The sequence below is a fragment of the Ruminococcus sp. genome (assembly GCF_016283395.1).
Genome location: NZ_JAEEMU010000045.1, coordinates 54372 through 78113 on the forward strand (window position 1 = coordinate 54372; position 23742 = coordinate 78113).

Below are 23742 nucleotides of genomic sequence, written 5' to 3' on the forward strand. Positions count from 1 at the left end.
CAAGTATAATGAATGACTGTATCCATTTACAATGATTATACCACATCTGAGCAGGATTTGTAAAGAAAAAGCTATGCTTCATAATTGTATAATGTTACTCACAAATTTAATCCAATTCGCTCATTCTGTCGGCTATCATGCGAAAAACAGGTGCTGCTGCATCATTTCCGTATCCGCCGTTTTCAATAAATACTGTAACCGCGTATTTAGGCTTACGCGCAGGGAAAAAACCTGTTATCCATGCGTGACAGAGCTCCTCACCTTTTGCGTCTGTTTTTCCCGTCTGTGCTGTGGAAGTTTTAGCACCAACACTCATTTTCTTTGTCTTTGCCTTGGAATTCTCATTTTCCCTGACCGCAAGTATCATCATCTTCCTCAGCTGCTCCGCTGTATCTTTGCTCATGACCTGAGAATACCTTACTTTTTTCTCGTTTCCGACCGTCTCACCGTCCACTGTAAGCCCCTTTATCAACCGCAGAACAGGCTTCTTGCCCCCATTTGCTATGGAACAGGTAAGCTGCGTTATCTGGAGCGGAGTTGCAGAAAGCTTCCCTTGTCCGAAGGAGAAATTCGCCCTCTCTGCAGGTATGCTCAGTTCCTTTTCTGTGGGCAGTACTCCTGCCGAACCTATCATGCCTGTGCAAAGGTAGTTTTCTCTTCCGAAGCCCAATGAATAGGCTCTTTCTCTCAGCTTTTCAAGGTCAAGGCATTGACTCAGCTCGATAAAATAGGTGTTGCAGGAATTTGTAAGAGCTTCGCTCATGGTCTGGGTACCGTGTCCGTCAAGCTTATGACAATTGAATACCTTGCCGTCTACGTCTGTACTTCCGCAGCAGTCATACACAATATCTCCTGCTCCTTCTTCGAGTGCTTCTGCTGCCGTCACGAGCTTGAACACAGAGCCAACACTGTAGGAATATAATGCTCGATTTATAAGCGGACAGTCCTTGTTTTCCATTGCTTCGTCCAGCTTTTCGGGGGAATAATTGGGGAAACTCGCCATTGCCAGTATATCGCCGCTTTTTATATCAGCACACACTATAGCTCCTGTCTTTATGCCCTTTCCGCAGTCCTCGCATATCTTCTGTATATCCTTGTCAATAGTAAGAACTACTCCACATTTGTATGAATTTGTACGAAATACGCTTTTGCCGTTGCCCGTTAATATCCTGCCGAAGCCGTCTGTTTCGTAAGATACGCTGTTATTGGCATGATCTGCTCTCAGTATGCTGTTATATGCGTATTCCACGCCGTCAGCTCCCTCATTATCGGAAAGATAGCCTATTACGTGTCTTGCAGTCTGTCTTTCGCTGTATCTCTGCGGTACTTTGAATATGGTCAATCCGTCACTTTCGTAGGCTGAGGAAGTATACTCAAACTCGAAAGGCAGTCCCTTGTCATATTCTTCATAGAATTTATCACGGTCAACTGCATACTCGGCTGTTATTTCCCTGTCCGTCATATCGGGAACAGCTACTGCTTTCAGCTTTGTCTCCGCATTTGTCAGCGGACGCATTTTTGTATCATATATCGTTCCCTGACACCGTCCGACTTCATATGTGAATATCCTGCTCTGCTGAGCGGCAGGTACGTTTTTCTGCTCCAGCGCAATTCTGTAATAGTTTGCAGTTATCACCGTAAAGCTGATAAAAAATGCAGCTATAAGTACTATTACTCCATGCTCTCCGCGTTTTCTGACCATTATATCACCTCTATTATATAGTCTTGTCAGTTTTATGAGTTCATATGCAAAAAACATCGGGGACTCTTTCACGAGAAAGAGTCCCCCGATAATTTATATATGATCATCGCGTTAAAGCATAAGTATTTATCATTATTTTACAGGTTCAAGAGATGATATCTTATGGAGAAGGAATTCCTGAATAAATACAGCATCATTAGATGTGATGCCCTTGCTTGCAGTATCAACATCGCCGTTTGCCTGACCCTGTGCTGTTATAGCTTTTTCATCTGTACCGCCAAGACCATATTTATTCGGATTTGCAAGGCTCTGCATGATAAGCACTATATCAGACATATCAACATCTCCGTCACAGTTAGCATCACCCCATAATGTTACAGCAGGCAGTACAACTGTTGCAGTGGTAACTGTAGAAGTAGTTGTCTCACTTGTCGATGTAAGTGTTGTTGCAGAAGTTGCAGAAGTTTCTGTAACTGTTGTCGCAGATGATGTAGTAGTGGTAGATGCTGTTGTGGTTGTAGTAGCAGATGAAGTTGTTGTGGAAGCAGTTTCCTTTGGCTCAAATCCTGATATCTCGTTGAAGAGCTTCTTTAATTCCTGATCCACAAGCTTACAGGTTGCTCTGTCATAGTGCCCTTTTATAACAGTTCCGTCATCTGTAGTTGAATCAGGAGTTGACCAGAGTATAGGGCAAAGTCCGTGTTCGTATGCAGATTTGCAGACAGAGCTGAGGAAAAGTCGTACAGAATCTGTTTCTTTTCCCTTTGTAGGACAACCGTATTCGCCGACTATTACAGGTATACCCTTGTCAATGAAGCCTTTTTTCATCATTTCCATATTGTCGTTGAGTTCCTTATAGTCATCAGCTGCTCCCCATGTGGAACGTGCCTTTGCCCATGACTCATCCTTATCTTCGAGGATAGCAAAACCTGCGGGAGTATAATAATGTACCGAAACAGCCATACGGTTTGCGGGATCGTCAGGCATTTTGAAAAGAGGATCACAAGTGCGGTCAAATCCTGTATTATAGCCTGATATGAGCAAATGACGCTTAGGATTGTTACCGCCTGAATTTCTCACAACATCAACAAACTTCTGATTTATCTCGTTTACAAGTCCGTAGGACTCAGCTTTTCCGTCGGTACTTCCCCACGGATTCCATACGCTCTCCCAGCCAAGCTCCTCATTCTGTGACTCGAACATGAGCTTGTCGCCGTAATCCTTGAAGCTGTCAGATATCTGCTCCCACATTACCTTGTAACGCTTCATACATTCGTCCTTATTATCGGGAAATGTATTGACCCAGCCGTTGTCCCAGTGGATATTGATGATACAGTACATATCAGCGTCTATTACCCAGTCAACGATCTCATGTACACGCGCATCGAGCTCCTCGCTGATCTTATAGTTATCACCCATAAGGTTTGACCACGCCACAGGCACACGAACGACTCCGAAGCCCTCGTCAGCCATTCCCTGTATCATGGCTTTTGTGATAACGGGGCTGCCCCATGCTGTTTCATAATCCTTAACAGTAAGGATACCGTCGCCCCACTGAGCGTCAACATCGGCTATCCAGTCGCCGCAGGCTTCCATGGTATTGCCGAGGTTTATGCCTATTCCCATGTCCTTGACTATCTCCATAGTCGTCATGTCGCGTATACTGTTATCAGCAGCACACACTTTCCTTTCGTATTGCGGAAAACTTCCTAAAACAGAAGTCAGCATAGCAGCCGCAACAACAAAACTCGCTTTCTTGATCACCATAAAAAATCCTCCTTAAATTTTTAATATCCCGATCGAACCTCTCCCTGATCTGTATTATATCACCTTTTTTTATACAATGCAACATCATTTTGATATTTTTAGGCACTAAAAGTAATAATATTGTTATATATTGAACCTAATCTGTGTTTTGTCCACCCAAAGTTAAAAATCAGCAGTAAAAACCACATATTCTTTCTGAGCTAAATAACAAAAAAATCGCGGAACGACATTTCAACAGAAATGTTATTCCACGATAATAATTATTAATATTTATATCAGCACTTTATTCAGGCTGATTTTATCTCTTTGCATACGCTTAACTCACCGGAAGCAATACGCTCCCTGAGCTGCTCTAACGGCACAGGCTTGCTGAAAAGATAGCCCTGTACTCGTTCACAGCCTATATTGCCAAGAAACTCATACTGTTCCTCAGTCTCGACACCTTCGGTAAGTGATATCATTTTGAGCTGCTTTGTAAGATCAACAATGTTTTCAAGTATCGGTCTTGTCTTTTCATTGCTCTTAAAGCCCGAAAGGAACTTCATATCTATCTTCAGAACATCAAAGTGATAATCCTTCAGAACATTCAATGAAGAATAACCGCTTCCGAAATCATCGAGCCATACTTTATAACCGAAATCTCTGAGCTTCTTTATAGCATCAGGCAGGAAGTCCTGCTGTACTGTAAGTGCGCTTTCTGTTATCTCAACATCTATGAATTCCTTTGGCACATTGTATTTCTCCACTGTTTCGCACAGGTATCCCACAATATCGCAAAGCTCGAAATCAAGCCTCGAAAAGTTAAGAGATACGGGAGCAAAAGGCTTGTGGTTATCAACAGAGTCACGATAATCCTTGCATACCGCCTCGATTATATACTTATCAAGCTTATATATCTGGCGATACTCCTCAAGTATTTCGATAAATATACCCGGTGAAAGAAGTCCGTATTTCGGATCCTGCCACCTTGCAAGAGCTTCAAGACCGCATATACAGCCTGTTTTCGTTGAAACTATAGGCTGATAATATACTTTTATATAATCGTTCTGGATAGCCGTATCAATGTTATTAACGATATACTGTTTAAGGTGGAACTTATCCTCCAGTGACTTATCATAGAAACGAAGCGTCCTGTCATAGTGCTTTTTGATACTGTTGCAGGCAAAACGAGCGCGGTCACAGGCAAGACTTACGTCAGACTCATTGCCTATAGGCTTGTAAGCACCGCATTTAAGTTCAAGATGCACCTCTCTTTGCTGCTTTTTGACCTCTCCCGAAAGTTCGCCGATAACGTTCTGCACTCCGTCAACTCTTGTAAGTACAACGAAATGGTCATCGGAATATCTTGAAACAAGAGAATTATTGAAAGCCGCATCTATCATATGAGCAATCCTTTTAAGCAGATCATTTCCCTCGTGGAAGCCGTACTTCTCATTATACGACTTGAAATTCTCGATATCAAAGAAAAGGAAAATTATGCTCTCTCTGTCAGTAGTTACGTAATTGAGGAGCTTTTCTGCTTCTGTACGAAAATACACCATATTATGTATGCCTGTAAGCTCGTCCTCAACGGATATCTTTGAAAGATAGGTGTTGACCTCTTCAAGATTTTGATCTTTGAGAGCCTGTGAACGAGTATTGTTATAATTAGCTATGCATACCATCATGGTAGATATCCACATTATAAAGAAATTGATGCGTGTAGCATCTGTTGTGCCTAACTGCCCCGTATTCACAGCTACCATATCATCTATCTTGTAGAAGAAATACATATATGACGATGCTGATATAAGAAAAGCGGCATATGGCTTCCATGTAAGGAGACACAGCGAAAAGAGCTCCATAGTAAGGAAAGTCAGTATCTGTTCGCCCTTGGAATAATCATTCAGCGATATCTTTACGCCGAAATAGATACAAACGAACGTAAATACCCATTTTATGACCAAGCCGACTCCCTTGTCGATCTTTTTTCCCCTTAGATACCTTATGGCATAAACGAGCATTATTATTCCTGAGGCAAGAAGAACAAGGTAATTGGCATAATACTTCTCAAAGTAATGCTTAAAATTGCTTTGAAGATTATTCTCGAATATGGTCTTTGTCATTCTTATGAGCATCCATACCTCAAGTACAATGACTACCATAGACATATATATGCTTGCGCGCATATTTGTCCTGTAAAAATAGTCACGGACATACTTGCTTTGCTTCTCAAAACCAAGTCCTTGCAGCAGTACTTTCATGAATTATCCCCCCTTAACGTAATTCACAAAAATAAATATTTAATTCATTGACATTATAACATATTCACTGTAAGTTGTCAATAGAAACGTTGATAATTTGGCGTTTTTGTACATATAAGCAGCTTAAAAACAATTATTAAGGCGGTTTTTGAGATAATATCCACTTCCCAAAAGTATAAAATAATACAAAATAAACTTACCGTGATATTTTTTGTCATATTGCTTTGCGGAAATTTTTATAGTATAATAATAATACGAAAGGTGGGAGAACAGTTGAAAAAGACTTTGATAAAAAACATTGCCGCATCAATAAAAAACTTTCTTACTGATGAATTGAGTTCCGATGATGCTGAAAAGCTTTCTTTTGAAGTTTTTTTCTGCTCCGTTTCTGCACGTTATATGTACGAAAACGGCTTTGACGGTTTTCATGCTCCCACAGATATGCACAGGCTCATGCCTGAAATATTCACTCAGCTATGCGACAGCAGAGCCCAGCTGCTATCACAGAAAGTCTTTGATATGCTCTCTGCGGTACCCCATGAAAAATGGCTGAAAAACGCACAGCTTATCGGTCAGCTGTACCAATACTTCAACAACGACCGCAAGGACAGGATATTCAGCGAGCTTAAAAAGAATATAAAAATAAGCGCAGACAATCTGCCTGCGGCTACTCAGATATTTACTCCCGACTGGATAGTGCGATATATGACCGAAAACACTCTCGGCAGGATATTAGCAGAAAACTGCGGATATGATACGTCCGAGCTGCAATATCTTGTTCCCGTAAAGACAAAATGCAAAAAAACCTTATCCCCCGAGGAGATATCTTTTCTTGACCCTTGCATGGGCAGCGGCAATATCCTTTTGTATTCATTCGACCTTTTTATGAAGCTTTACCTTTCAAAGGGATACAGCGAAATACAGGCTTGCAGGCTCATACTAACGAAAAATCTTTTCGGTATAGATATTGACAGCCGTGCCCGCAGACTTGCTCATTTTTCACTGCTGATGAAGGCTTGCGAATACTGTTCCGAAGTTTTAAGCTCAGGCATAAAGCCTCAGCTGTATGATATGGAAGATATTACTACAAATGAGAATGATATTTTCTTTAACAGCAGCCTTTTCGGCAGTCTCATAAGACCTGTAACTCTGCCCAATATCGGCAATACAAAAGCTATGAAGCTGTATGAGCTGCTCACAAGGAAATATTCGGCTGTAGTCACTAATCCCCCTTACATGAGCACAAGGAATATGAACAGCAGTCTCCTTGAGTTTATGAAAAATAATTACGCAGAGTACTCCGCTGATCTATTTTCGGCGTTCATAATCCGCTGCACCGAGCTTACCGAAAACGGCGGCTATCTCGGTTTTCTTACTCCTTATGTTTGGATGTTCATCAAAAGCTATGAGGAGCTGCGGAAGCACCTGTTTACTCAGAAGCATATCAATAATCTGATACAGTTCGAGTATTCCGCATTCTATGACGCAACCGTTCCTTTATGCGCGTTTACTGCAAAGAACTCGCAGTCAGATGAAATGAGCACTTTCTTCCGTCTGACGGATTTCAGAGGCGGACTTGAAGTGCAGCAGGAAATGTTCCTCAAAGCTCTGACTGACGAAAACTGCGGCTATGTTTACCAAACGGACTCCAAAACCTTTGAGAATATCCCCTCATGTCCTGCTGCTTACTGGTTAAGCCCGAAGATATCGGAGCTTTACGCGAAATATCCTCCACTCGGTAGCATTGCTGCTCCGCGCAAGGGCAATTCTACCTCTGACAATGAGCGTTTTCTCAGGCTATGGTACGAAGTGGACAAAAACAAGATGAACCTTTGCTGCCGACACATAGACAGAGCCGAAACGCTGATAAAACGCTGGTTCCCATACAATAAGGGCGGCGGATACCGCAAGTGGTACGGCTTTAACGACTATCTTATCGACTGGTATGACGATGCCGCGGAGATGAGAAGCATACCTACCGCTGTTATTGCAAATTATAAGTACTTCACCATGCCGGGACTTACATGGTCTACCCTCACAAGCGGCAAATTCAGCATAAGGCAGTTCGGGGAAGGCTATATCTTTGACAACGGCGGCTGCTGTATATTCGAGCTTGGCGACAAAAAAAGCTACATCTGCGCACTGCTCAATTCCAAAGTTTTCGCATATATTTTCGGTCAGCTCAACCCTACGCTGAATTTTCAGTCGGGAGAAGTCGCAAAGTTCCCCTTCGTTTACAAAAAATCGACTGCTGTTGATAAGCTTGCCGAGGAATGTACAGCCATTTCAAAAGCCGAGTATGACAGCTTTGAGACAAGCCGTGATTTCAAACGCCACCCCCTCGTATAAACCTTTAGCCGTTAGCAAGTGAGTAGTGAGTAGGATTGCAGGGAACGCCGCCCTCGGCTTTCCGCGCCTTACGCTGCAAATAACATGAGCGTCCCATACACACATACTTGCCATCTTCCATAACTATCATCTTTATATCACGTAAAAAAGGGCGGAAATATCCGCCCTTTAATTATCCAACCGTAACTGTAGCCGTTACGCTCTTATTTGCCGGTGATATCTCGGCATCATCGCTGAGATTAAGTACAGGTGTACCGTTTCCGTCAAAGCACACTCTCTTTATGCGTGTATGTCTGCACGGGTCATAGAGTGGGTCTTTATTATAAGTTCCGCAGCCCTGTGTTGCATGACTTGCAGGACGGGCATGATAAACTATGAGCAGATTGCCCTTTTCATCAGTAACAAAGCTGTTATGTCCCGGACCAGACTGGTCTTTAAGGTCTGAGGTCTGTAGTACGGGACTGCTCAGCTTTTTCCAGCTGCTTATATCCATAAGGTCGGAATTAATATCAGCTTCAAGCCTGCCGACGCAGTATTCCGAGCCCGTACCAGATGCAGAAAAGAAAACATACACTTTCTTGTCAGTTTTCAGTACTGCCGCCCCCTCATTTACACGGTTATTCACCTTTTCCCAGTTAAATTCGGGCTTTGTGAGCATTATGGGCTTTGAAGTGAGCTTCCACGGCTGTGACGGGTCTATCTCCGCCATAAACAGTGAGGAGTCCCCTTTTATTTCCGCCCATATAACATAGTGCTTTCCTTTGTTCTCGAAATATGTCATATCCAATGAAAAATTTGCAAATGACGATGTGTCCCCCGATGACGCCTGCATTTGTCCGCACTCTGTCCAGCTGCCCGTAAAGGGGTCACCGTCACATTTCAGCACATAGGGTCTTATTGCCCATATATCGCCACTTGCGCCTGCGGCAAAGAAAATATACCACGAATTGCCTATCTTGTGCATTTCGGGTGCCCAGATATGCTTGGCAAGTATACCGCTCGAATGGGCTTTCCATATAGTTTTTTCCTCAGCAGAAGCAAGTCCGCCCACAGTATTGCTGCGTCTGAGAATTATGCGGTCATAGCCTTTGTCAACGCTGCCGTATGCAGGATAAGAAGCTGTAAAATAGTAGTAACCGTCCTCGCCGTCAACTACATAGGGGTCGGCTCTTTCCTTTATAAAAGGGTTATCGTAAAGCTCCGAGCTGGACTTTACTGTGCCGCTTACCTTGTAAGTACCAGCCTTTGTTGTGTCAACTTTAGCAATATCGGAGCTGTTCCATTCAACGCTCAGTTCGCCCTTTCCACCGCCTGTATACTCAGCGGTAACAGTTTTCGGCATTTCAAGCCGCTGACCAAGCCCCACATTTACCGATACAGGCTTAACTCCCGTATTTATAGGAGCAAGTCCTGCGGAGGGATAAGCGTTTATCAGAGCTGTGTACTGATCTGCATTTATTGGTATCACATAGCCGTGACGAGGTGTGAAGTTGAAGCTGTAACTGTTTCGGCTTACTGTTGTGAAGTTCACAAGGTCGCTTGTTTCCTGCATTACGTAATAGCCGTCACCGTAAGCATCTGACATCATAAGCCATTTGTCCTGACCGATGAGCTTGTAGATATTAGGACCCTCAACACCGATATTTCCTTCGGACACCTGTTTTATCTCGCTGTACGGTCCGCTTGCATGGTCGGCTGTAGCAAGATAAATGCGCTTGTTAGTCTCGTTCTTGTAATACATATAGTACTTGTTTCCAACGTGGATTATATCCGAGTCGATAGCATCATTGCCGTTCTTAGGAGCAAAAAGCAGCTGCGGCTCTGTATCAAGGCGTTTCATGTCCTTGCTGTATGCGTAATACATGATAGTTCTGTCATCACGTCCGGGCACTCTCGCTGCAAAGTAAATCATGTAGGACTGCTTTTCGGGATCGTAGATAGCTTGCGGTGCCCACGCGCGGTCAGCCCCCTGCATGAGAGGATATTTATTTGCTATCTCAATGCTTGTCTCATCGAACCAGTGAACAAGGTCCGTGGACTTTGCACTGAGAAGATTTCGGTTGCTGTTCCAGCCAAGTGAGGACTTCATATCCGTAGCAAGCATATAGTACAGTCCGTCCTCGCCCTTGAAGATATAGGGGTCACGTAGACACTCCGTACCTACGCTTGATTTCCAGACTGCACCGCCGCCGTTGAGTGCCTTGAAGTTATAGCCGTCAGTACTTACTGCATATGAAAGACGCTCCTGCTCGGGAGAGTTACCGAGGAAGTATGCAAACAGATATGCCACATCGGACTTTTCAGTAGAAATCATGCTGTAAGTCTCAATATCCACTCCTTTTCCTGCAATGAAGCTTGTAAGAAGTACAAGATCGGCAGTATTTACAGTACCGTTATTGTCAATGTCGGCAACTGCCGACATAGTATCGTCAAAGCCGCCGATAACGCCTTTTTGCATGATGATTCGGTCGAATATATCAACTGCACCGTCAAAGTTAAGGTCGCCGCGGACAAATTTAAAATCGCCGCCCACAGGTCGGATATAGAACTTCTGTCCCTCACCTGCCCAGTAGTCCCACTGGTCGATATTAGCTCCGTTTTCGTGGCTGATGTCGTATACATCAATTGCAGCATTTCCCGAGCACTCACCTGTGATATAGTACGCATCATCTGTACGGTGAAGTATGAAATGCTGAGCCGCTGTGTCCTTGTACTCCGAGAGGTATATGTTGTTTCCGTTGGTGGAGTCGCCGTTCTCCACGGTCAGTGCAAGACTTCTGTCTTTACCCGAGAGTATGCAGCATTTTCCGTCCCCTGCACTCTCGATATGCCATACCTGAGAGTCGTCCCCCAGCTTCTCCCACTGGTTAACATTTCCGTCATTTGCCGCTGTTATGTACTTGCCGCTGAGTCGCACCATGATAGTATAATCAGCACCGCTTATTACTTCGCCGTAGCTGTCCGCATATTCAGCTGTGACCGCAGCCCGAGCTGTAACAGGACAAGCCGTAAAAGCAAGTGCAGCCGCGCCTGCTGCCGCAAACAGCCGTTTAAGTTTTCCCATTTTTCAACCTCCTATTTACGTTTTTTCTTAGGCAATGGCAGTTCGTCAACCATTGTCTCAAAAAGCTCCTTCAGAAATGCTTTATTCTCAATATCCTCAACAAGCAGCATTCCCTTTGCACCTTCATATGGTATTTCAAGCGTTACATCGGGAATAAGTGCTCTTGCTTTTTTCGTATCCTTTACAAGAAATCTGTCATCATAGATACCGCCGATAACTCTGCCCTGATAGTAGATGATGTACTCCCCCATCATAGCCCTGTAGGATATATCGCTGAGTTCCGAGAGCTGTTCCAGTACAAATTCAAGATAGTCCTTTGATGAAGCCATTTGTAAAAATTCCTTTCTTTTTTTAAGTCCTATTACATTTCTGATAAACAATGCAGCTTTCATGGATAGCAGCCACAGCAGCAACCGAGCAAACGACAACCGCACTGTACCTTATATCAATAAACGGAACTGTAAAAGGAAGAATAAAACACAGACCTCCTGCCGCCTTATTGATAACTGAATGAACTGCTGTGAGTTTTTTATGTATCATATACCCTGATAATATATTACCGAGCTTTATCACTGCAATGATAGCGATGTAATAATATACCCATGTTGGTATACATAGCAAAGGCAGAAGCTTTATACAGCATATCGCCGCAAATATCAGGTCAGCAGCCGTATCCAGCCTTGAACCGAATTCACTTACCGTATTCGTTTTTCTCGCAACTGCTCCGTCAGCAATATCCGAAATACCTGCCGCCAGATACCAAAAATAAAAAGCAGGAGTGAATGCCGTGCAAAATAGCAGTGCAATACTCGCAAGCACTCTTATCCCTGTAATGATATTTGCCATTTCATTTATTCTCCGATAATATATATAACGGGACGTCGAGGACGCCGTCCCCTACAATTCTACTTTCTACTCACTACTAACTAATCACTAATCACTAATCACTAATCACTAATCACTAATCACTAATCAATCTAATTTTACTCTATTTTCTCCCAAAAAGCAATAGATTTTTGTGCTTTTTCATATCTTTTGGCACAAAAAAGCTCCGACACGAAGCCGGAGCTTTTAATGTTATGCTTTACTTTACAAGACCGATGCCCCAGATAGTGAAGCTGCCGCTGCCTGTGATAGAAACATCGAGGTCGCCCGAAGTCTCCTGATAGTAGCCGAGCTCTGCATCAGGACCGCCCCATGTGTACTGCTTGTTGCCGTTGACCTTTGTAGTCTTTCCGTTTACAGTTACATTGATGCTGCCCATTCCGGAGCTGTTTGCCTTAAATACGATTATGAGTCCCTTACCCTGAGTCTTGAAAGTCATAGGACTTCCGCCGTTAAGTGTGTAAGAATAAGGAAGTGAATTATAACCTGTACCTGCTGTCCATGAGCCTGCATTGAAGCCTGTGAGAGTCTTAGGATCAACGTTCACGCATGATGCATACTCTGCACCATAAACGTATGAAGTAGGCTGTGTATAGCCTGTTGACTGGTTCTCTGACTTTAATGCCTGACGTACATAGTATGCCATACAGTCTGCTACGAGCTGACCGCCCTTCTGATGCGGGTGATAATCGTCAGTGTAGTAGTCGCTTGTCTGGAGGAATCCGCTGTTGAATGCCTTTGTAAGAGCATCGTCCATACTTATAACAGGGATATTGAAGTTCTTACCGATAGGATACATCTGTGACTGGCTTGAGAAACCGCCTCTTGCGCGTGTGATAAGTACACATACGGCAGGCTCGTTAGGCATATCAAGGAACTTCTTGATACAGCTCTCGAAGCACTTCTTGTACATTATATCCTCATGGTCGTTAACCGAGAATTCAAGGAAGATGATATCAGGATTCTGAGATACGATATCCTTCTCGCTGCGGACAAGTCCTACAACTGAGGAAGTACCTGACATACCTGCGTTTACTTCCTTGAAGCTGCCTTTAGCGAATGTGTTCTTGAGGTAGTTTGAGAATGGAGTCGTATAGTTCTTGCCCTCTGTGATAGAACCGCCGAGGTAAGCTACTGTAAGTGACTCACCGTTTTCAGCTGCTGTAAGCTTCTGAGCAAGTCTGTATGTGTTGCCCATGTGCTTGATAGAGCTCTTATAGAAGTCTATATACTGAGCAGAAGCTGTCTCCTGATAGCTGTCCCACTTGGAAGTGTCTACCTGTGGTGCAGGAGGAGTCTCAGGCTCGGGCCATGCTGTGATCTTGCCAAGGATAAACGACTGGATAGCAACAAGGTCATTTACCTCGAACTTGCCGTTCTGGTCAACATCGGCAGCCTTTGAATAATCGCCTGCTATGATAGTCTTTCTTGCAGCTATCATATCAAGAGAGTCGATAGCTCCGTCGGAGTTTACATCGCCGAGGATAACAGGCTTGGGAGGCTCTGCGCCGTTTATTTCTGTTCCCTCAGGAGCACCTACAACGTCATCAACGAAGAAGCTGATATAGTCGATGTCGTTCTCGTCAGTCTCAACATAGAGCTGAAGATCAGAAGCACCTGCGGGGATAGTATAGCTCTTGTTTGCAAGCTGTACCCATTCGCCCTTAGGTACGGTAACAGATGCGATGTGGTCGTACTTTGTCTCAGTACCGTCAGAGTACTGGAGAGAAAGCTGGAATGTCTGCTCGGAAGGTCCGCTGTTATACTTTACATTTGCAGAAAAGCTGTAAGCATTGCCGGGTACAAAAGTTCTTGCGCTGAGTGACTTTACAGCACCGTTCCATGTAGCAGTTCTGCCTGAAACTGCAAGGCTTCCGTTGCCATTGAGCTTTTCAGATGTAGTTGACTCTACAGTTGCAGCTCCTCTTCCTGACCAGCTGTTTGTACCTGCGTCAAATGTATCGTGGAAGAAATAGCCGTTTTCGTCTACATTCTTTGAAGGATCTACTGCCTCGCCCTCTGTTGAAAGAACAAATGTAGTTACGCTCTGTGCAGGAAGTGAAGCTGAGAAGCTTGTTCCGCTTGCGCTGAGTTCCTTCTTGGAAATATTTGAAGCAGACGAAGTTGTATAGCTGTCAACGTATGAGATAGACTCTCCACTGCCCATGCTGAATTCCTGATTAACAGCTGAATTGTTCTTATTTATAGCAATTACAGCAATATTACCGTCCTCATTCTTGTATGCCGATACGAGAACGTTGCTGTTCGGCTGCTCGGTAACGCCTACACGCTTTGCACCTGGACGTACCCACTTTGAGTACTGAGCCATGCAGTATCCGCGCTTACTGATAGTGCCGTTTTCCTTCATAGGACCGTAGTTTCTTCTGATATACCACCATACGTAAGCGTTAAGGTTGCCGACAACAAGTCCGTTATGGATATTCTCAGCTACCTGAAGTGCTTCAGGCCAGCGGTCATTTGAATCAGCTTCACTGTTCGGTACATAAACTTCTGTCATCCAGATATCCTTACCGCAGTTTTCAAGTGACGGGAAATCCATCTGGCCGCGCTGCGTGCCGTAGAAGTGAGTACCAAAAAGATCTGTATTTGCCATTGCCTGACTATTTCCGAGGATAGCATTGTAGATATCCTTCTTGTACTGGAAGCTTTCAGGCGACATGAGCTTAACATTTGTGCCTTCCTTTATAGTCTTGCCGTACTGAGCAATGAAGGAAGCAAGATCGCTTGCACTCCAGTATGTCCACTCGGAAGCGTAGTCAGGCTCATTCTGGATCGATACGGAATAAAGATCAATGCCCTGACCTTCCATGTACTTACAGTAGCTGTTGAGGTGCTGTGCGTAATCAGCCCACTTGTCCTTCTTGAGCTGATACTTACCGCCGTTAAGTCCTCCGTTTACTGTATTACGGATAGCAGCAGGAGGATTCCATGGTGAAGCAAATACAGTTGCGCCAAGTGCCTGAGCACGTTTTGCTGTAGGAACAGCTCTGCTCCATGCGCTGCTGTCATCGCTTACATAAATACGCAGGATAGTAAATCCAAGTTCGTCTTCGCCGTTGCCAAATGCCTTCTGTACTTGTGCATCTGTCATATCCCCTTGTGATATCCAGTCAGGAAGGTTGATACCACCGAAACCTCTGATCGTCTGGTAAACATCGGTAGTATCAATTACCGCTGCACCTGCCGCAGAAGCTTCAATAGCTGAGTCTTCGGGAAGGATATTTATGCCTGCGAACAGAAGAGCCGAAGCTGTTACAACAGACAGCATCTTTCCCAAAATGGTTGAATGTTTCATGCTATCACTCCTTTTTTATTAATAAACATATTATCACTGATTTAATTATACTTTACTGTTTGTAATAAGACAACCTATTTTTTACATATAAGGTGGACTTTATAACGGTTAAGTGGAATTTTTGGAACTTTACACATTGTTTACGCGCAATTATTGTGCAAATAAAACAAAGCCACAGCTTGGTTTAATCAAATTTCATATTTTAAATATTATACACAAATTACAGGCGTGTTACGCTACTTTTATTATAACTTATCCACATATATTTGTCAAGTGAGAAGAATATCACTTCTGTGCAAAAAAGAATTCACGGCTTTTGCCCAAATTGCAAAATGCCGTGAATCAATACCATTATCAGAAAATGCTTTTCTATACCTATTATGTCATGCCGAATTCTGACATAAATTCAACTACTTTCTTCCCCTGAAAGCCAGTTCTACAGCGCGGTACGCTCCGTCGTACACGCCTGCTTTTTTAGCTGTGATTATATGTCCACACATCTTTTCGATGATATCTCCGCCATGCTGTATCATGTCTATCATTGCCGCAGTTTCGGCAGCTGTAGCACATTCATACGTACCATCGCCTATCTCTGCCGCACGGATAGCTCCCCATGCTTCGTGACCGCCTACACGCTTTATCATAAGCTTAGGAACGGGATAAAACGCAAGCTCACTTGGCTTTGTTATGAGCACATCACTGCACCTCATAAGCAGATTTGTTGAATATACAGCTGCAAAGATATCTTTATGACAAAATGCGTGGATACCTCTTACCTCTCCGTCATAAGCTGCTCTGCAAAATCTTGATGTCTCGCCGAAGTCGTCAAAATGCTCATGCAGGAAAGGTTTCATCTGCGGTACAGCAGTAACAAGCTCGTGCCATACCTTATCATGATCACCCACATTTATAAAGAGTGTTGCCTTGCCTGCCTTTATTGCAGGTAAAAGCTTCATGATGACCGCTATGAATATTTCCTTCTGCGCGCCTGCTCCGCCAACAGACATGAGCCAGCGTTTGGACTTTCCGATTGTGGCGCGAGCAATGCGTCTTTTGCAGTCCTCTTCGATATTGCTTACAAGCTCGTGGTCGATATAATGACCTGTGTAAACTATATCATCCTTTGGCATAGGCTTCAGCTGACGCTTTTTGTCCATGCCTCTCAACGCTCTGTATCCAAGATAAGACGACGGAGTCTGAACTGTATGTATCGCGCCCTCGGAAAGATGAAGTCCCATTGGCCAGTTGTCTGGAATTGCATTCACAACGTGAGTCAGTCCTGCATGGACTGCCGCCTGTGACGGCCACACATGAGTTGCAACATAGGGAATTTCCTTTGGAAGATTGCGGAATACAGCCGTCATAAGCTCTGTGGTCTTCTGATCCATACTGTTGTATGTAAGCTTACGGAAGCCTTCACTGTTGAGCGGTTCCCACACAAGCTTATTGAAAAGGCTGAATTTCTGAGACAGTCTCGAACCAAACGAATACAGCTCGTTCTGCTCAGCGATTATCTTTCCGCAGGAAGCCTGCTTGAATGAGTGAAGATCGAACCAGTAGGGCTCATAGCCCATTGCATGAGCTGCCGAAGCTATAGCCATTGATATCCTGTAGTGCCCGAAGCCCATACGTATATTGCCTATGATGATGCTCTTTTCGTCGAACTTGCAGCCACTCTCCCTGCTGAGGACAATATTGCGAACTCCCAGAGTCTTGCCGATAGCAGGTGCGGGTACAGCCGAAAGATGATATACGGTCTCGGTATCATCGCCGTACTTGCTCATGTACTTTCCCTTGGTCTTTACCGCCTTTTTGTAGGCTTTACGGGAAATTTCATTCGCAAAAATATATTTCGATCTGTCCATAAAAATCCCTCCAAGGTCTTGACAAAACTTATAAAATATGTTAAAATATTTCTAAGGAATGATAGACAGTCTATCATCTGATATATAGTCTATCACAAAAAAGGAGGTTTGTCAAGTGGTAAACGAATTTTCTCAGGAAACTTTAAAAAATAAACGCTTTGAGAAAGCCGTTGAAGTAAGTGCTCAGCTCTTTCTGAAAAACGGTATCGAAGCCGTGAAAATGACCGATATTGCCGATGAATGTGGTATCGGCGTGGCTACTCTTTACAGATATTTCGGAACTAAAAATGGTATCACCATAGCAGCTATGACCTATATGTGGAATGAGCTCAACAAAATGTTCAGCGGTATTTTCGAGTCAAAGGTCTTTCTTGCACAGACAGGCATAAAACAAGTAAACGACCTTATGAGAATGTTCGCTGTACTCTATCAGGCACACCCTGCTTTTATGAGACTTCTTGCGGAGTTTGACCTTCTCCTCTCTTCCGAGGATATCCCCAAAAAGGAACTGAAGGATTACGAGAAGTCCATTATCAACTTCTATCCCATATTTGAAAGAGCATATATGACAGGCATTTCCGACGGAACTGTCCGCGAGATACCAGATGTACGCCTTTTCTACCTTTCATACGCCCATACGCTCATGGAGCTCAGCAAAAAGCTCATACAGGGAGAACTTCTCCCCGGAGATGATTTCTCACACGCTGAGCAGGAATTATGCACCATTATCGACACAGCCGTATTCTTTTTGAAAAAGGAGTGACGTATTATGGAGAACAAGAAAACTGCGACCAATAAGGTATTATGGATATTCGCTATAGGACAGCTTGGCTGGTCTATACTTGCAGGTATCATTTCCAACTGGCTGGTTTTCTTCTATCAGCCAAGTCAGGAGGAGCTTGCAAAAGGACAGACCGCTCTTATACCACAGGGCACATTCATAGGTCTTACCGTTATCGGTGTTATTACTGCCGTGGGACGTATCTTCGATGCAGTTTCAGACCCGTACATTGCAGGAAAGTCCGACTCCATGAAGCACAAGCTTGGCAGACGTATCCCGTTCATGCGTCTTGCTGCTATCCCATTCGGCATAGTTACAGTTATGATGTTCGTTTCTCCATTTGAAGCAGGAAGCAAGGGCAATGTTGCTGTTTTATTCGTATTCGCCATGCTTTTCTATCTCTGCATGACCTGCTACTGCACTCCGTATAACGCACTTATCCCCGAACTGGGCAGTACACAGAATGCGCGAATAAATCTTTCCACATATATTTCCGTGACCTATTTCTTCGGCACGGGCATTGCATTTTTCCTGCCAAGCCTTGCAGGTATCTTTCAGGACAGCATGGGCTACGCAAACGGCTACCGCATCAGCATAGCCATACTTGCAGCCTTTGCCGTGATATGTATGCTGGTCCCTGCATTTCTCATTGACGAGAACGAATATGTTGACACTACTCCGAGCAAAAGCTCTGCGTTCAGTTCTCTCCTTTCAACATTCAGAAACAAGGATTTCCGCATATTCGTATGCTCGGATATACTTTACTGGATAGGTCTTACCCTGTTCCAGACAGGTCTGTCATTCTATGTAACCGTTCTTCTCGGACTTGACACAAAGATGACATCTACGCTCTTTATAATAATGACAGTATCTTCACTGGTGTTCTACCCTGCTGTAAATGTATTTTCAAAGAAGCTGGGCAAGAAAAAGCTCATATCCTTTGCTTTCCTTTTCTTCTCAGTTGCATTTATCGTAACAGCAGGCGCAGGTCTGTTCAGCATACCTGCTATGGCATACGGTGTTATAATCGCAGTTCTTGCTGCTGTACCAATGGCTATACTGGGTATACTCCCACAGGCTGTGGTAGCTGATATCTCGGAAGAGGACAAGCTGGCTACAGGCGAGAGCCGTCAGGGTATGTTTTACGCCGCAAGAACATTCGCATTTAAAATGGGACAGTCCCTTGCAATGCTCCTGTTCACAAGTATCGCTCTTGTGAATTCAGACGTAAAAAAGGGTGAGACCGGCTACGGTCTCGGCTATCGCCTTACCGCTGTGATAGCAGCTGTTCTTTGTCTGCTGGGCGGTCTGGTATTCCTGAAATATGACGAAAAGAAAGTCCTCAAACGCATAGAGGAGGGGCGTAAAGATGCTTAAATTCAAGTCACTGCAATTTCTCTACAAAGACGGCGAAAACGACTTCATGGCTATCACTTCAAGCTCACTGCGCAACGACCGAATGGAGCTTGAAATAAACACGCAGGACGATATTTTTACCGTCACAGTAAGATCAAACGAAACAATAACTATCCAGAAAATGTATGCGGAATTTGAATACGTGTACAGCGATGACGAAAAGATCTTCCTCAACGGCTATCAGTCGTGGACGGACTCCATTGAACACGATATCGGTGATAAAATGCGCGGTATCAGTCATATCCCCTGCGCAATACGCGAAAAGTACGCTTTTTCACAGTACGGCGACTACAATTTCGCCGATTACGGCGAATATCTCCACGGCTGGACTTACGGCTATATCAGGCGCGGCGATAATTACCTTTTCATGGGCTCGCTCTCCGAGGAAAGCGGCTTCACGCAGATGATAACTCAGACAGACAAGGATATCATCGCTTTCCAGAAGGACTGCTCAGGACTTGAGATCAACGGCGAATGGTGCGCATTGAAGCTTTTCATTACGGAAGGCTATGAAAAAGAAGTTTTTGACCTTTACTTTGATCTTCTCGGAGTTGCTCCGCGCAAGGGCGCAAAGCCTGTTTTCGGCTATACGAGCTGGTACAACCACTATCAGGATATCAGCGAAGAAACAATTTCCGTTGACCTTTCGGGCATTGAAGCTATATCAACAAAAGCCGACGTTTTCCAGATAGATGACGGCTGGCAGACTGCTGTAGGCGACTGGTTATCGGTGGATAATGATAAGTTCCCCAACGGAATGAAAAAAGCTGCCGATGAAATCAAAAACGCAGGTATGACCGCAGGAATATGGCTCGCTCCTTTCGTCTGTGAGGAAAATTCTGAGATATTCAGAAATAAAAAGAGCTGGCTCCTCCTTGACAATAAAGGCAAATATGTGAAAGGCGGCTCTAACTGGAGCGGCTTCTACGCCCTTGACATCTACAATTACGAAGTAAGAACGTATATCAAAAACGTTATCAGCACTATCGTCAACGACTGGGGATACGATCTGCTAAAACTTGATTTCCTTTATGCAGCCTGTATCGTTCCGCGCAGAGACAAGACCCGTGGTCAGATAATGTCGGAAGCTATGGACTTTCTGCGTAAATGCGCAGGAGATGCTCTAATACTTGGCTGCGGAGTCCCTCTTGCTTCTGCGTTCGGAAAAGTGGATTACTGCCGCATCGGCTGCGATGTCAGTCTCGACTGGAACGACAAGCCACATATGCGTCTGATGCACCGTGAGCGTATCAGTACGAAGAATTCCATTCTGAACACTGTTTTCCGCCGACAGCTTGACCATAGAGCATTTCTCAGCGATCCTGACGTATTCCTGCTGAGACCATGCAATATTTCCATGTCTGAGGTGAAAAGGAATTGTCTCGCAGAAATAAATGCACTTATGGGCAGCGTTCTGTTTACTTCCGATAATTTCTTTGATTATACCGAAAAAGAGCTGAAAGAGCTGTCAAAGATAATGAAGATACGCGATGCAAAGATCATCTCTGCCGATCTGAACGATAACGAGCTTGTACTCAGATTTAAGATTGGTGAGAAAAAGTACATAAAAACATACAGCATATAGACAAAAAGGCTTACTTTCTAATGAGAGTAAGCCTTCTTAAAAAGAATTTCATGTCGAATTTTGTTGCTTTTTGTAGGATTATGTGTTATTATGTTGTATGATAAGAGGTGATGTTCTTGAAGAACGCAAAATCTTTCAAAACGTACCTTCTCTTTTTGCTCTGCGCATTTATGATCATCGGAGCATCGGTATTCTATTTCAAGACTTCCGACACAAAGAAAAATACCTCAACTATTATTTTCAGTGAAAAAACAACTGCACCTACAACTCAGCCAATAAAAAATATCACCGACATCACAACGTCCAAAGCGATAAAAAGCACCACATCTGCAAGGAATGACAAAACAAAGATCACTACAACTGCTGTTACAGAAGAAATATACATTGACATAAATTCAGCAGGTGCAACCGAGCTTACAAAGCTCAAAGGTATCGGAGAGGTACTTGCTGACGAAATTATAAGCTATCGCGAAAACAGCGGCGGCTTCCGCAATATAGAGGAGATAATGAATGTAAACGGTATCGGTGAGAAAATATTTGCCGATATCCGCGATCATATATTCGTCATTGATCCTGTTTACGATGAAGAAGTGCAGGAGAATGAGAATATTACGGACACTGAACAAATGACAGAATATATCCCCACTTTTGAGGAGCTTGCTCCCATAGACATCAATACAGCCGATATTGATACACTTACGCTGCTTCCTCATGTTGACGAAGATATCGCCAACAGGATAATCGACTTCCGTGAGCATACGAAGTTTCAGAATGTTTATGAGTTGCTGCTCATAAACGGACTCTCGCAAAATGATGTGGGAGATATAGTTCCTTATGTTACGACATAAAAAGCTGCGCTATCACGCAGCTTTTGTCTTTATATTGCCATTTCTAAGCACTAACCACTAAAAACTAACGCCCTGCATAAAGCAGGACGCAAAAAGTGCTGTAAGCGATGTACGAGCAGCATTTCTGATGATAGTGAGCGAGCTCGCGAGCGGCAACGTGGCTGCGGTCAAGCTGGCTCAGCTTGTGGTTGGGGCAGCGGGATTTGAACCCACGAGTGCAGGAGTCAAAGTCCTGTGCCTTACCGCTTGGCTATACCCCAAAAAGTCACTATAATATTATAACAAAAATCCTGCAATAAATCAATACCGCAGGATTTTTATTTTTATTTTAACAATATATCCTCATCAATACCATTCTCGTTCATGCATATCCTTGAATTCATACATTGCCATAATTACTGCAACTATAGCAGCAAGACCGTCCGCAATAGGACCTGTATACATGATTCCGTCTATTTTGAAGAACAGCGGCAATACGAGAAGAAGTGGCACAAAAAACAGTATCTGTCTTGTAAGCGAAAGGAATACACCCTTTATGGATTTTCCTATCGAGGTAAAGAATGTGGAAGTTATAGGCTGTAAACAGTTGAGCCATGTGAAGAACATTGATATCCTGAAAAACTTCGCACCAAACTCATAATATCCCTCACTTGCATTCTCATTTGCAAATACGCTGAGTATCTGTCTCGGGAAAAGCTGGAAGCATACAAATGCCACAAGTGAAATAGCTGCGCCTGCCTTTATAGCCATCCAGAAAGCACTCTTTACTCTGTCGTAATTCTTTGCTCCGTAGTTGAAGCTCTCAATAGGCTGAGTACCCTGAGCAAGTCCGATAACTATTGAGAATACGATCATATTGACCTTCATGATTATTCCCGCAGCTGCTATCGGATCATCTGCACCGTACTTTGAAAGTGCTCCGTAATGGGCGAGTGAGTTGTTGAGAACTATCTGTACAACAGCAATAGCTATCTGATTGAAACAGGAAGCCATACCTATTGAACAAACTCTGCTCACTATGCCCGCTTTCGGTAAAAGATGTCTGCCAAAGAGATATACTGTCTTGAAATTGAAGCAGTATACTATAACAATAACTGCCGAAACGACCTGTCCAATTACTGTTGCAATAGCTGCGCCCTTCATCCCCCAGTCAAGACCGAGAACAAATATGGCATCAAGTATCGTATTGATGATAGCTCCTGTGATATTGCATATCATAGTCATTTTAGGACTTCCGTCCGCACGTATGATATGTCCGCCGCCTGCTGTAAGAATAAGGAACGGGAAGCCGAATGCCGTATATCTGACGTACTCCTTGGCATAAGGCAATACCGCGTCAGTTGCTCCGAATCGTTTCAGCAGCGGAGTAAGAAAGATCAGCGTTATCGCAGATATTACGACACCGCTGGCTGCCAGAAGTGAAAGTGCGTTTCCCGCAAAGTACGGGGCTCTTTTTTTATCTCCCATACCAAGCGCAAGGTTAAAGCACGAAGCACCGCCTATTCCTAACAGGAGCGCAAGTGCCATACATCCCGTTGTGAACGGGAATGCGATAGAAGTCGCCGTATTTCCGAGAGTTCCTACAGCCTTTCCGATAAACAGCTGGTCTACCATATTATATAACGCACTTACCAGCATACCTACGATACTCGGGATAGCGAACTTCATCATAAGAGAACGAACAGGTGCATGACCCAGCGGATTGCCGCCCATTCCTCCTGCTCCGTTAGGTGGACCTCCTGCTCCAGGGGGCGGTCCTCCCATTCCTGACGGCGGTCTGCCTGTCCCCTGTGGTGGTCCGCCGACTCCTGACGGCGGTCCTCCTACACCTCTGGATGGTTCTCCAAATCCATTTTCTTTCATGTTTCCTAAACCCTCTTTTTCAAATTTCCAAATACTTTCCTATTATACACCTTTTATA

At 44.0% G+C, this 23742-nt stretch carries 14 protein-coding genes and 1 tRNA gene; 5 read left to right on the top strand and 10 right to left on the bottom strand.

Features of this window, described 5'->3' with window-relative positions; all coding sequences use genetic code 11:
• Window positions 1–106: 106 nt before the first annotated feature.
• From QZZ41_RS11050 to QZZ41_RS11060, 3 genes are all read right to left on the bottom strand, one after another.
• The gene (locus tag QZZ41_RS11050) at window positions 107–1702 is read right to left on the bottom strand and encodes a penicillin-binding protein 2 (protein WP_295071886.1); all 1596 of its coding nucleotides are present in this window, start codon (window positions 1700–1702) and stop codon (window positions 107–109) included.
• A 132-nt stretch (window positions 1703–1834) separates the two neighbouring features.
• Window positions 1835–3469, bottom strand: a complete 1635-nt coding sequence (locus QZZ41_RS11055) for a cellulase family glycosylhydrolase (RefSeq protein WP_295071889.1) — start codon at window positions 3467–3469, stop codon at window positions 1835–1837.
• A 287-nt stretch (window positions 3470–3756) separates the two neighbouring features.
• Window positions 3757–5712, bottom strand: coding sequence for a GGDEF domain-containing phosphodiesterase (locus QZZ41_RS11060; RefSeq protein ID WP_295071892.1), 1956 nt, complete (start codon window positions 5710–5712; stop codon window positions 3757–3759).
• Between the two features lie 273 nt (window positions 5713–5985).
• Here QZZ41_RS11060 and QZZ41_RS11065 point away from each other — a divergent pair, with 273 nt between their 5' ends.
• Window positions 5986–8061, top strand: a complete 2076-nt coding sequence (locus QZZ41_RS11065) for an N-6 DNA methylase (RefSeq protein ID WP_295071894.1) — start codon at window positions 5986–5988, stop codon at window positions 8059–8061.
• 172 nt (window positions 8062–8233) lie between these two features.
• Here the strand turns inward: QZZ41_RS11065 and QZZ41_RS11070 are convergent, their stop codons facing one another.
• The 5 genes from QZZ41_RS11070 to QZZ41_RS11090 all read right to left on the bottom strand — a co-directional run bounded on the left by QZZ41_RS11070 (window position 8234) and on the right by QZZ41_RS11090 (window position 17191).
• Window positions 8234–11125 carry a family 43 glycosylhydrolase gene (locus QZZ41_RS11070; protein WP_295071897.1) on the bottom strand — a complete coding sequence of 964 codons (2892 nt, stop codon included), beginning with the start codon at window positions 11123–11125 and terminating at the stop codon, window positions 8234–8236.
• 11 nt (window positions 11126–11136) lie between these two features.
• A complete protein-coding gene (locus tag QZZ41_RS11075) occupies window positions 11137–11454 on the bottom strand; it encodes a TfoX/Sxy family protein (RefSeq protein ID WP_295071900.1) in 318 nt (105 codons plus the stop codon).
• Between the two features lie 22 nt (window positions 11455–11476).
• Window positions 11477–11971: a CDP-alcohol phosphatidyltransferase family protein gene (locus QZZ41_RS11080; protein WP_295071903.1), complete on the bottom strand. Its 495-nt coding sequence runs from the start codon at window positions 11969–11971 to the stop codon at window positions 11477–11479.
• A gap of 238 nt (window positions 11972–12209) precedes the next feature.
• On the bottom strand, window positions 12210–15326 hold the full coding sequence (locus QZZ41_RS11085; RefSeq protein WP_295071906.1) for a carbohydrate binding domain-containing protein: 3117 nt from the start codon (window positions 15324–15326) through the stop codon (window positions 12210–12212).
• Between the two features lie 410 nt (window positions 15327–15736).
• The gene (locus QZZ41_RS11090; protein WP_295071909.1) at window positions 15737–17191 is read right to left on the bottom strand and encodes a hypothetical protein; all 1455 of its coding nucleotides are present in this window, start codon (window positions 17189–17191) and stop codon (window positions 15737–15739) included.
• Between the two features lie 115 nt (window positions 17192–17306).
• On the opposite strand from QZZ41_RS11090, the gene QZZ41_RS11095 reads away from it, so the two are divergent.
• From QZZ41_RS11095 to QZZ41_RS11110, 4 genes are all read left to right on the top strand, one after another.
• A complete protein-coding gene (locus tag QZZ41_RS11095) occupies window positions 17307–17954 on the top strand; it encodes a TetR/AcrR family transcriptional regulator (protein ID WP_074714117.1) in 648 nt (215 codons plus the stop codon).
• Window positions 17955–17960: 6 nt separating this feature from the next.
• On the top strand, window positions 17961–19349 hold the full coding sequence (locus QZZ41_RS11100; protein ID WP_295071912.1) for an MFS transporter: 1389 nt from the start codon (window positions 17961–17963) through the stop codon (window positions 19347–19349).
• Window positions 19342–20973, top strand: a complete 1632-nt coding sequence (locus tag QZZ41_RS11105) for a glycoside hydrolase family 36 protein (protein WP_295071914.1) — start codon at window positions 19342–19344, stop codon at window positions 20971–20973. The genes QZZ41_RS11100 and QZZ41_RS11105 overlap by 8 nt, the downstream gene beginning before the upstream one ends.
• A 116-nt stretch (window positions 20974–21089) precedes the next feature.
• Window positions 21090–21821, top strand: a complete 732-nt coding sequence (locus QZZ41_RS11110; RefSeq protein ID WP_295071917.1) for a helix-hairpin-helix domain-containing protein — start codon at window positions 21090–21092, stop codon at window positions 21819–21821.
• A 185-nt stretch (window positions 21822–22006) separates the two neighbouring features.
• Here QZZ41_RS11110 and QZZ41_RS11115 read toward each other — a convergent pair.
• Window positions 22007–22081, bottom strand: a tRNA-Gln gene (locus QZZ41_RS11115).
• 85 nt (window positions 22082–22166) lie between these two features.
• Window positions 22167–23684 carry an MATE family efflux transporter gene (locus QZZ41_RS11120; protein WP_295071920.1) on the bottom strand — a complete coding sequence of 506 codons (1518 nt, stop codon included), beginning with the start codon at window positions 23682–23684 and terminating at the stop codon, window positions 22167–22169.
• Window positions 23685–23742 lie beyond the last annotated feature (58 nt).

Coding starts and splice junctions, on each gene's coding strand:
- QZZ41_RS11105 (WP_295071914.1), top strand. CDS start 19,342: ATGCTTAAATTCAAGTCACTGCAATTTCTCTACAAAGACGGCGAAAAC.
- QZZ41_RS11090 (WP_295071909.1), bottom strand. CDS start 17,191: ATGGACAGATCGAAATATATTTTTGCGAATGAAATTTCCCGTAAAGCC.
- QZZ41_RS11075 (WP_295071900.1), bottom strand. CDS start 11,454: ATGGCTTCATCAAAGGACTATCTTGAATTTGTACTGGAACAGCTCTCG.
- QZZ41_RS11060 (WP_295071892.1), bottom strand. CDS start 5,712: ATGAAAGTACTGCTGCAAGGACTTGGTTTTGAGAAGCAAAGCAAGTAT.
- QZZ41_RS11085 (WP_295071906.1), bottom strand. CDS start 15,326: ATGAAACATTCAACCATTTTGGGAAAGATGCTGTCTGTTGTAACAGCT.
- QZZ41_RS11100 (WP_295071912.1), top strand. CDS start 17,961: ATGGAGAACAAGAAAACTGCGACCAATAAGGTATTATGGATATTCGCT.
- QZZ41_RS11080 (WP_295071903.1), bottom strand. CDS start 11,971: ATGGCAAATATCATTACAGGGATAAGAGTGCTTGCGAGTATTGCACTG.
- QZZ41_RS11050 (WP_295071886.1), bottom strand. CDS start 1,702: ATGGTCAGAAAACGCGGAGAGCATGGAGTAATAGTACTTATAGCTGCA.
- QZZ41_RS11070 (WP_295071897.1), bottom strand. CDS start 11,125: ATGGGAAAACTTAAACGGCTGTTTGCGGCAGCAGGCGCGGCTGCACTT.
- QZZ41_RS11120 (WP_295071920.1), bottom strand. CDS start 23,684: ATGAAAGAAAATGGATTTGGAGAACCATCCAGAGGTGTAGGAGGACCG.
- QZZ41_RS11055 (WP_295071889.1), bottom strand. CDS start 3,469: ATGGTGATCAAGAAAGCGAGTTTTGTTGTTGCGGCTGCTATGCTGACT.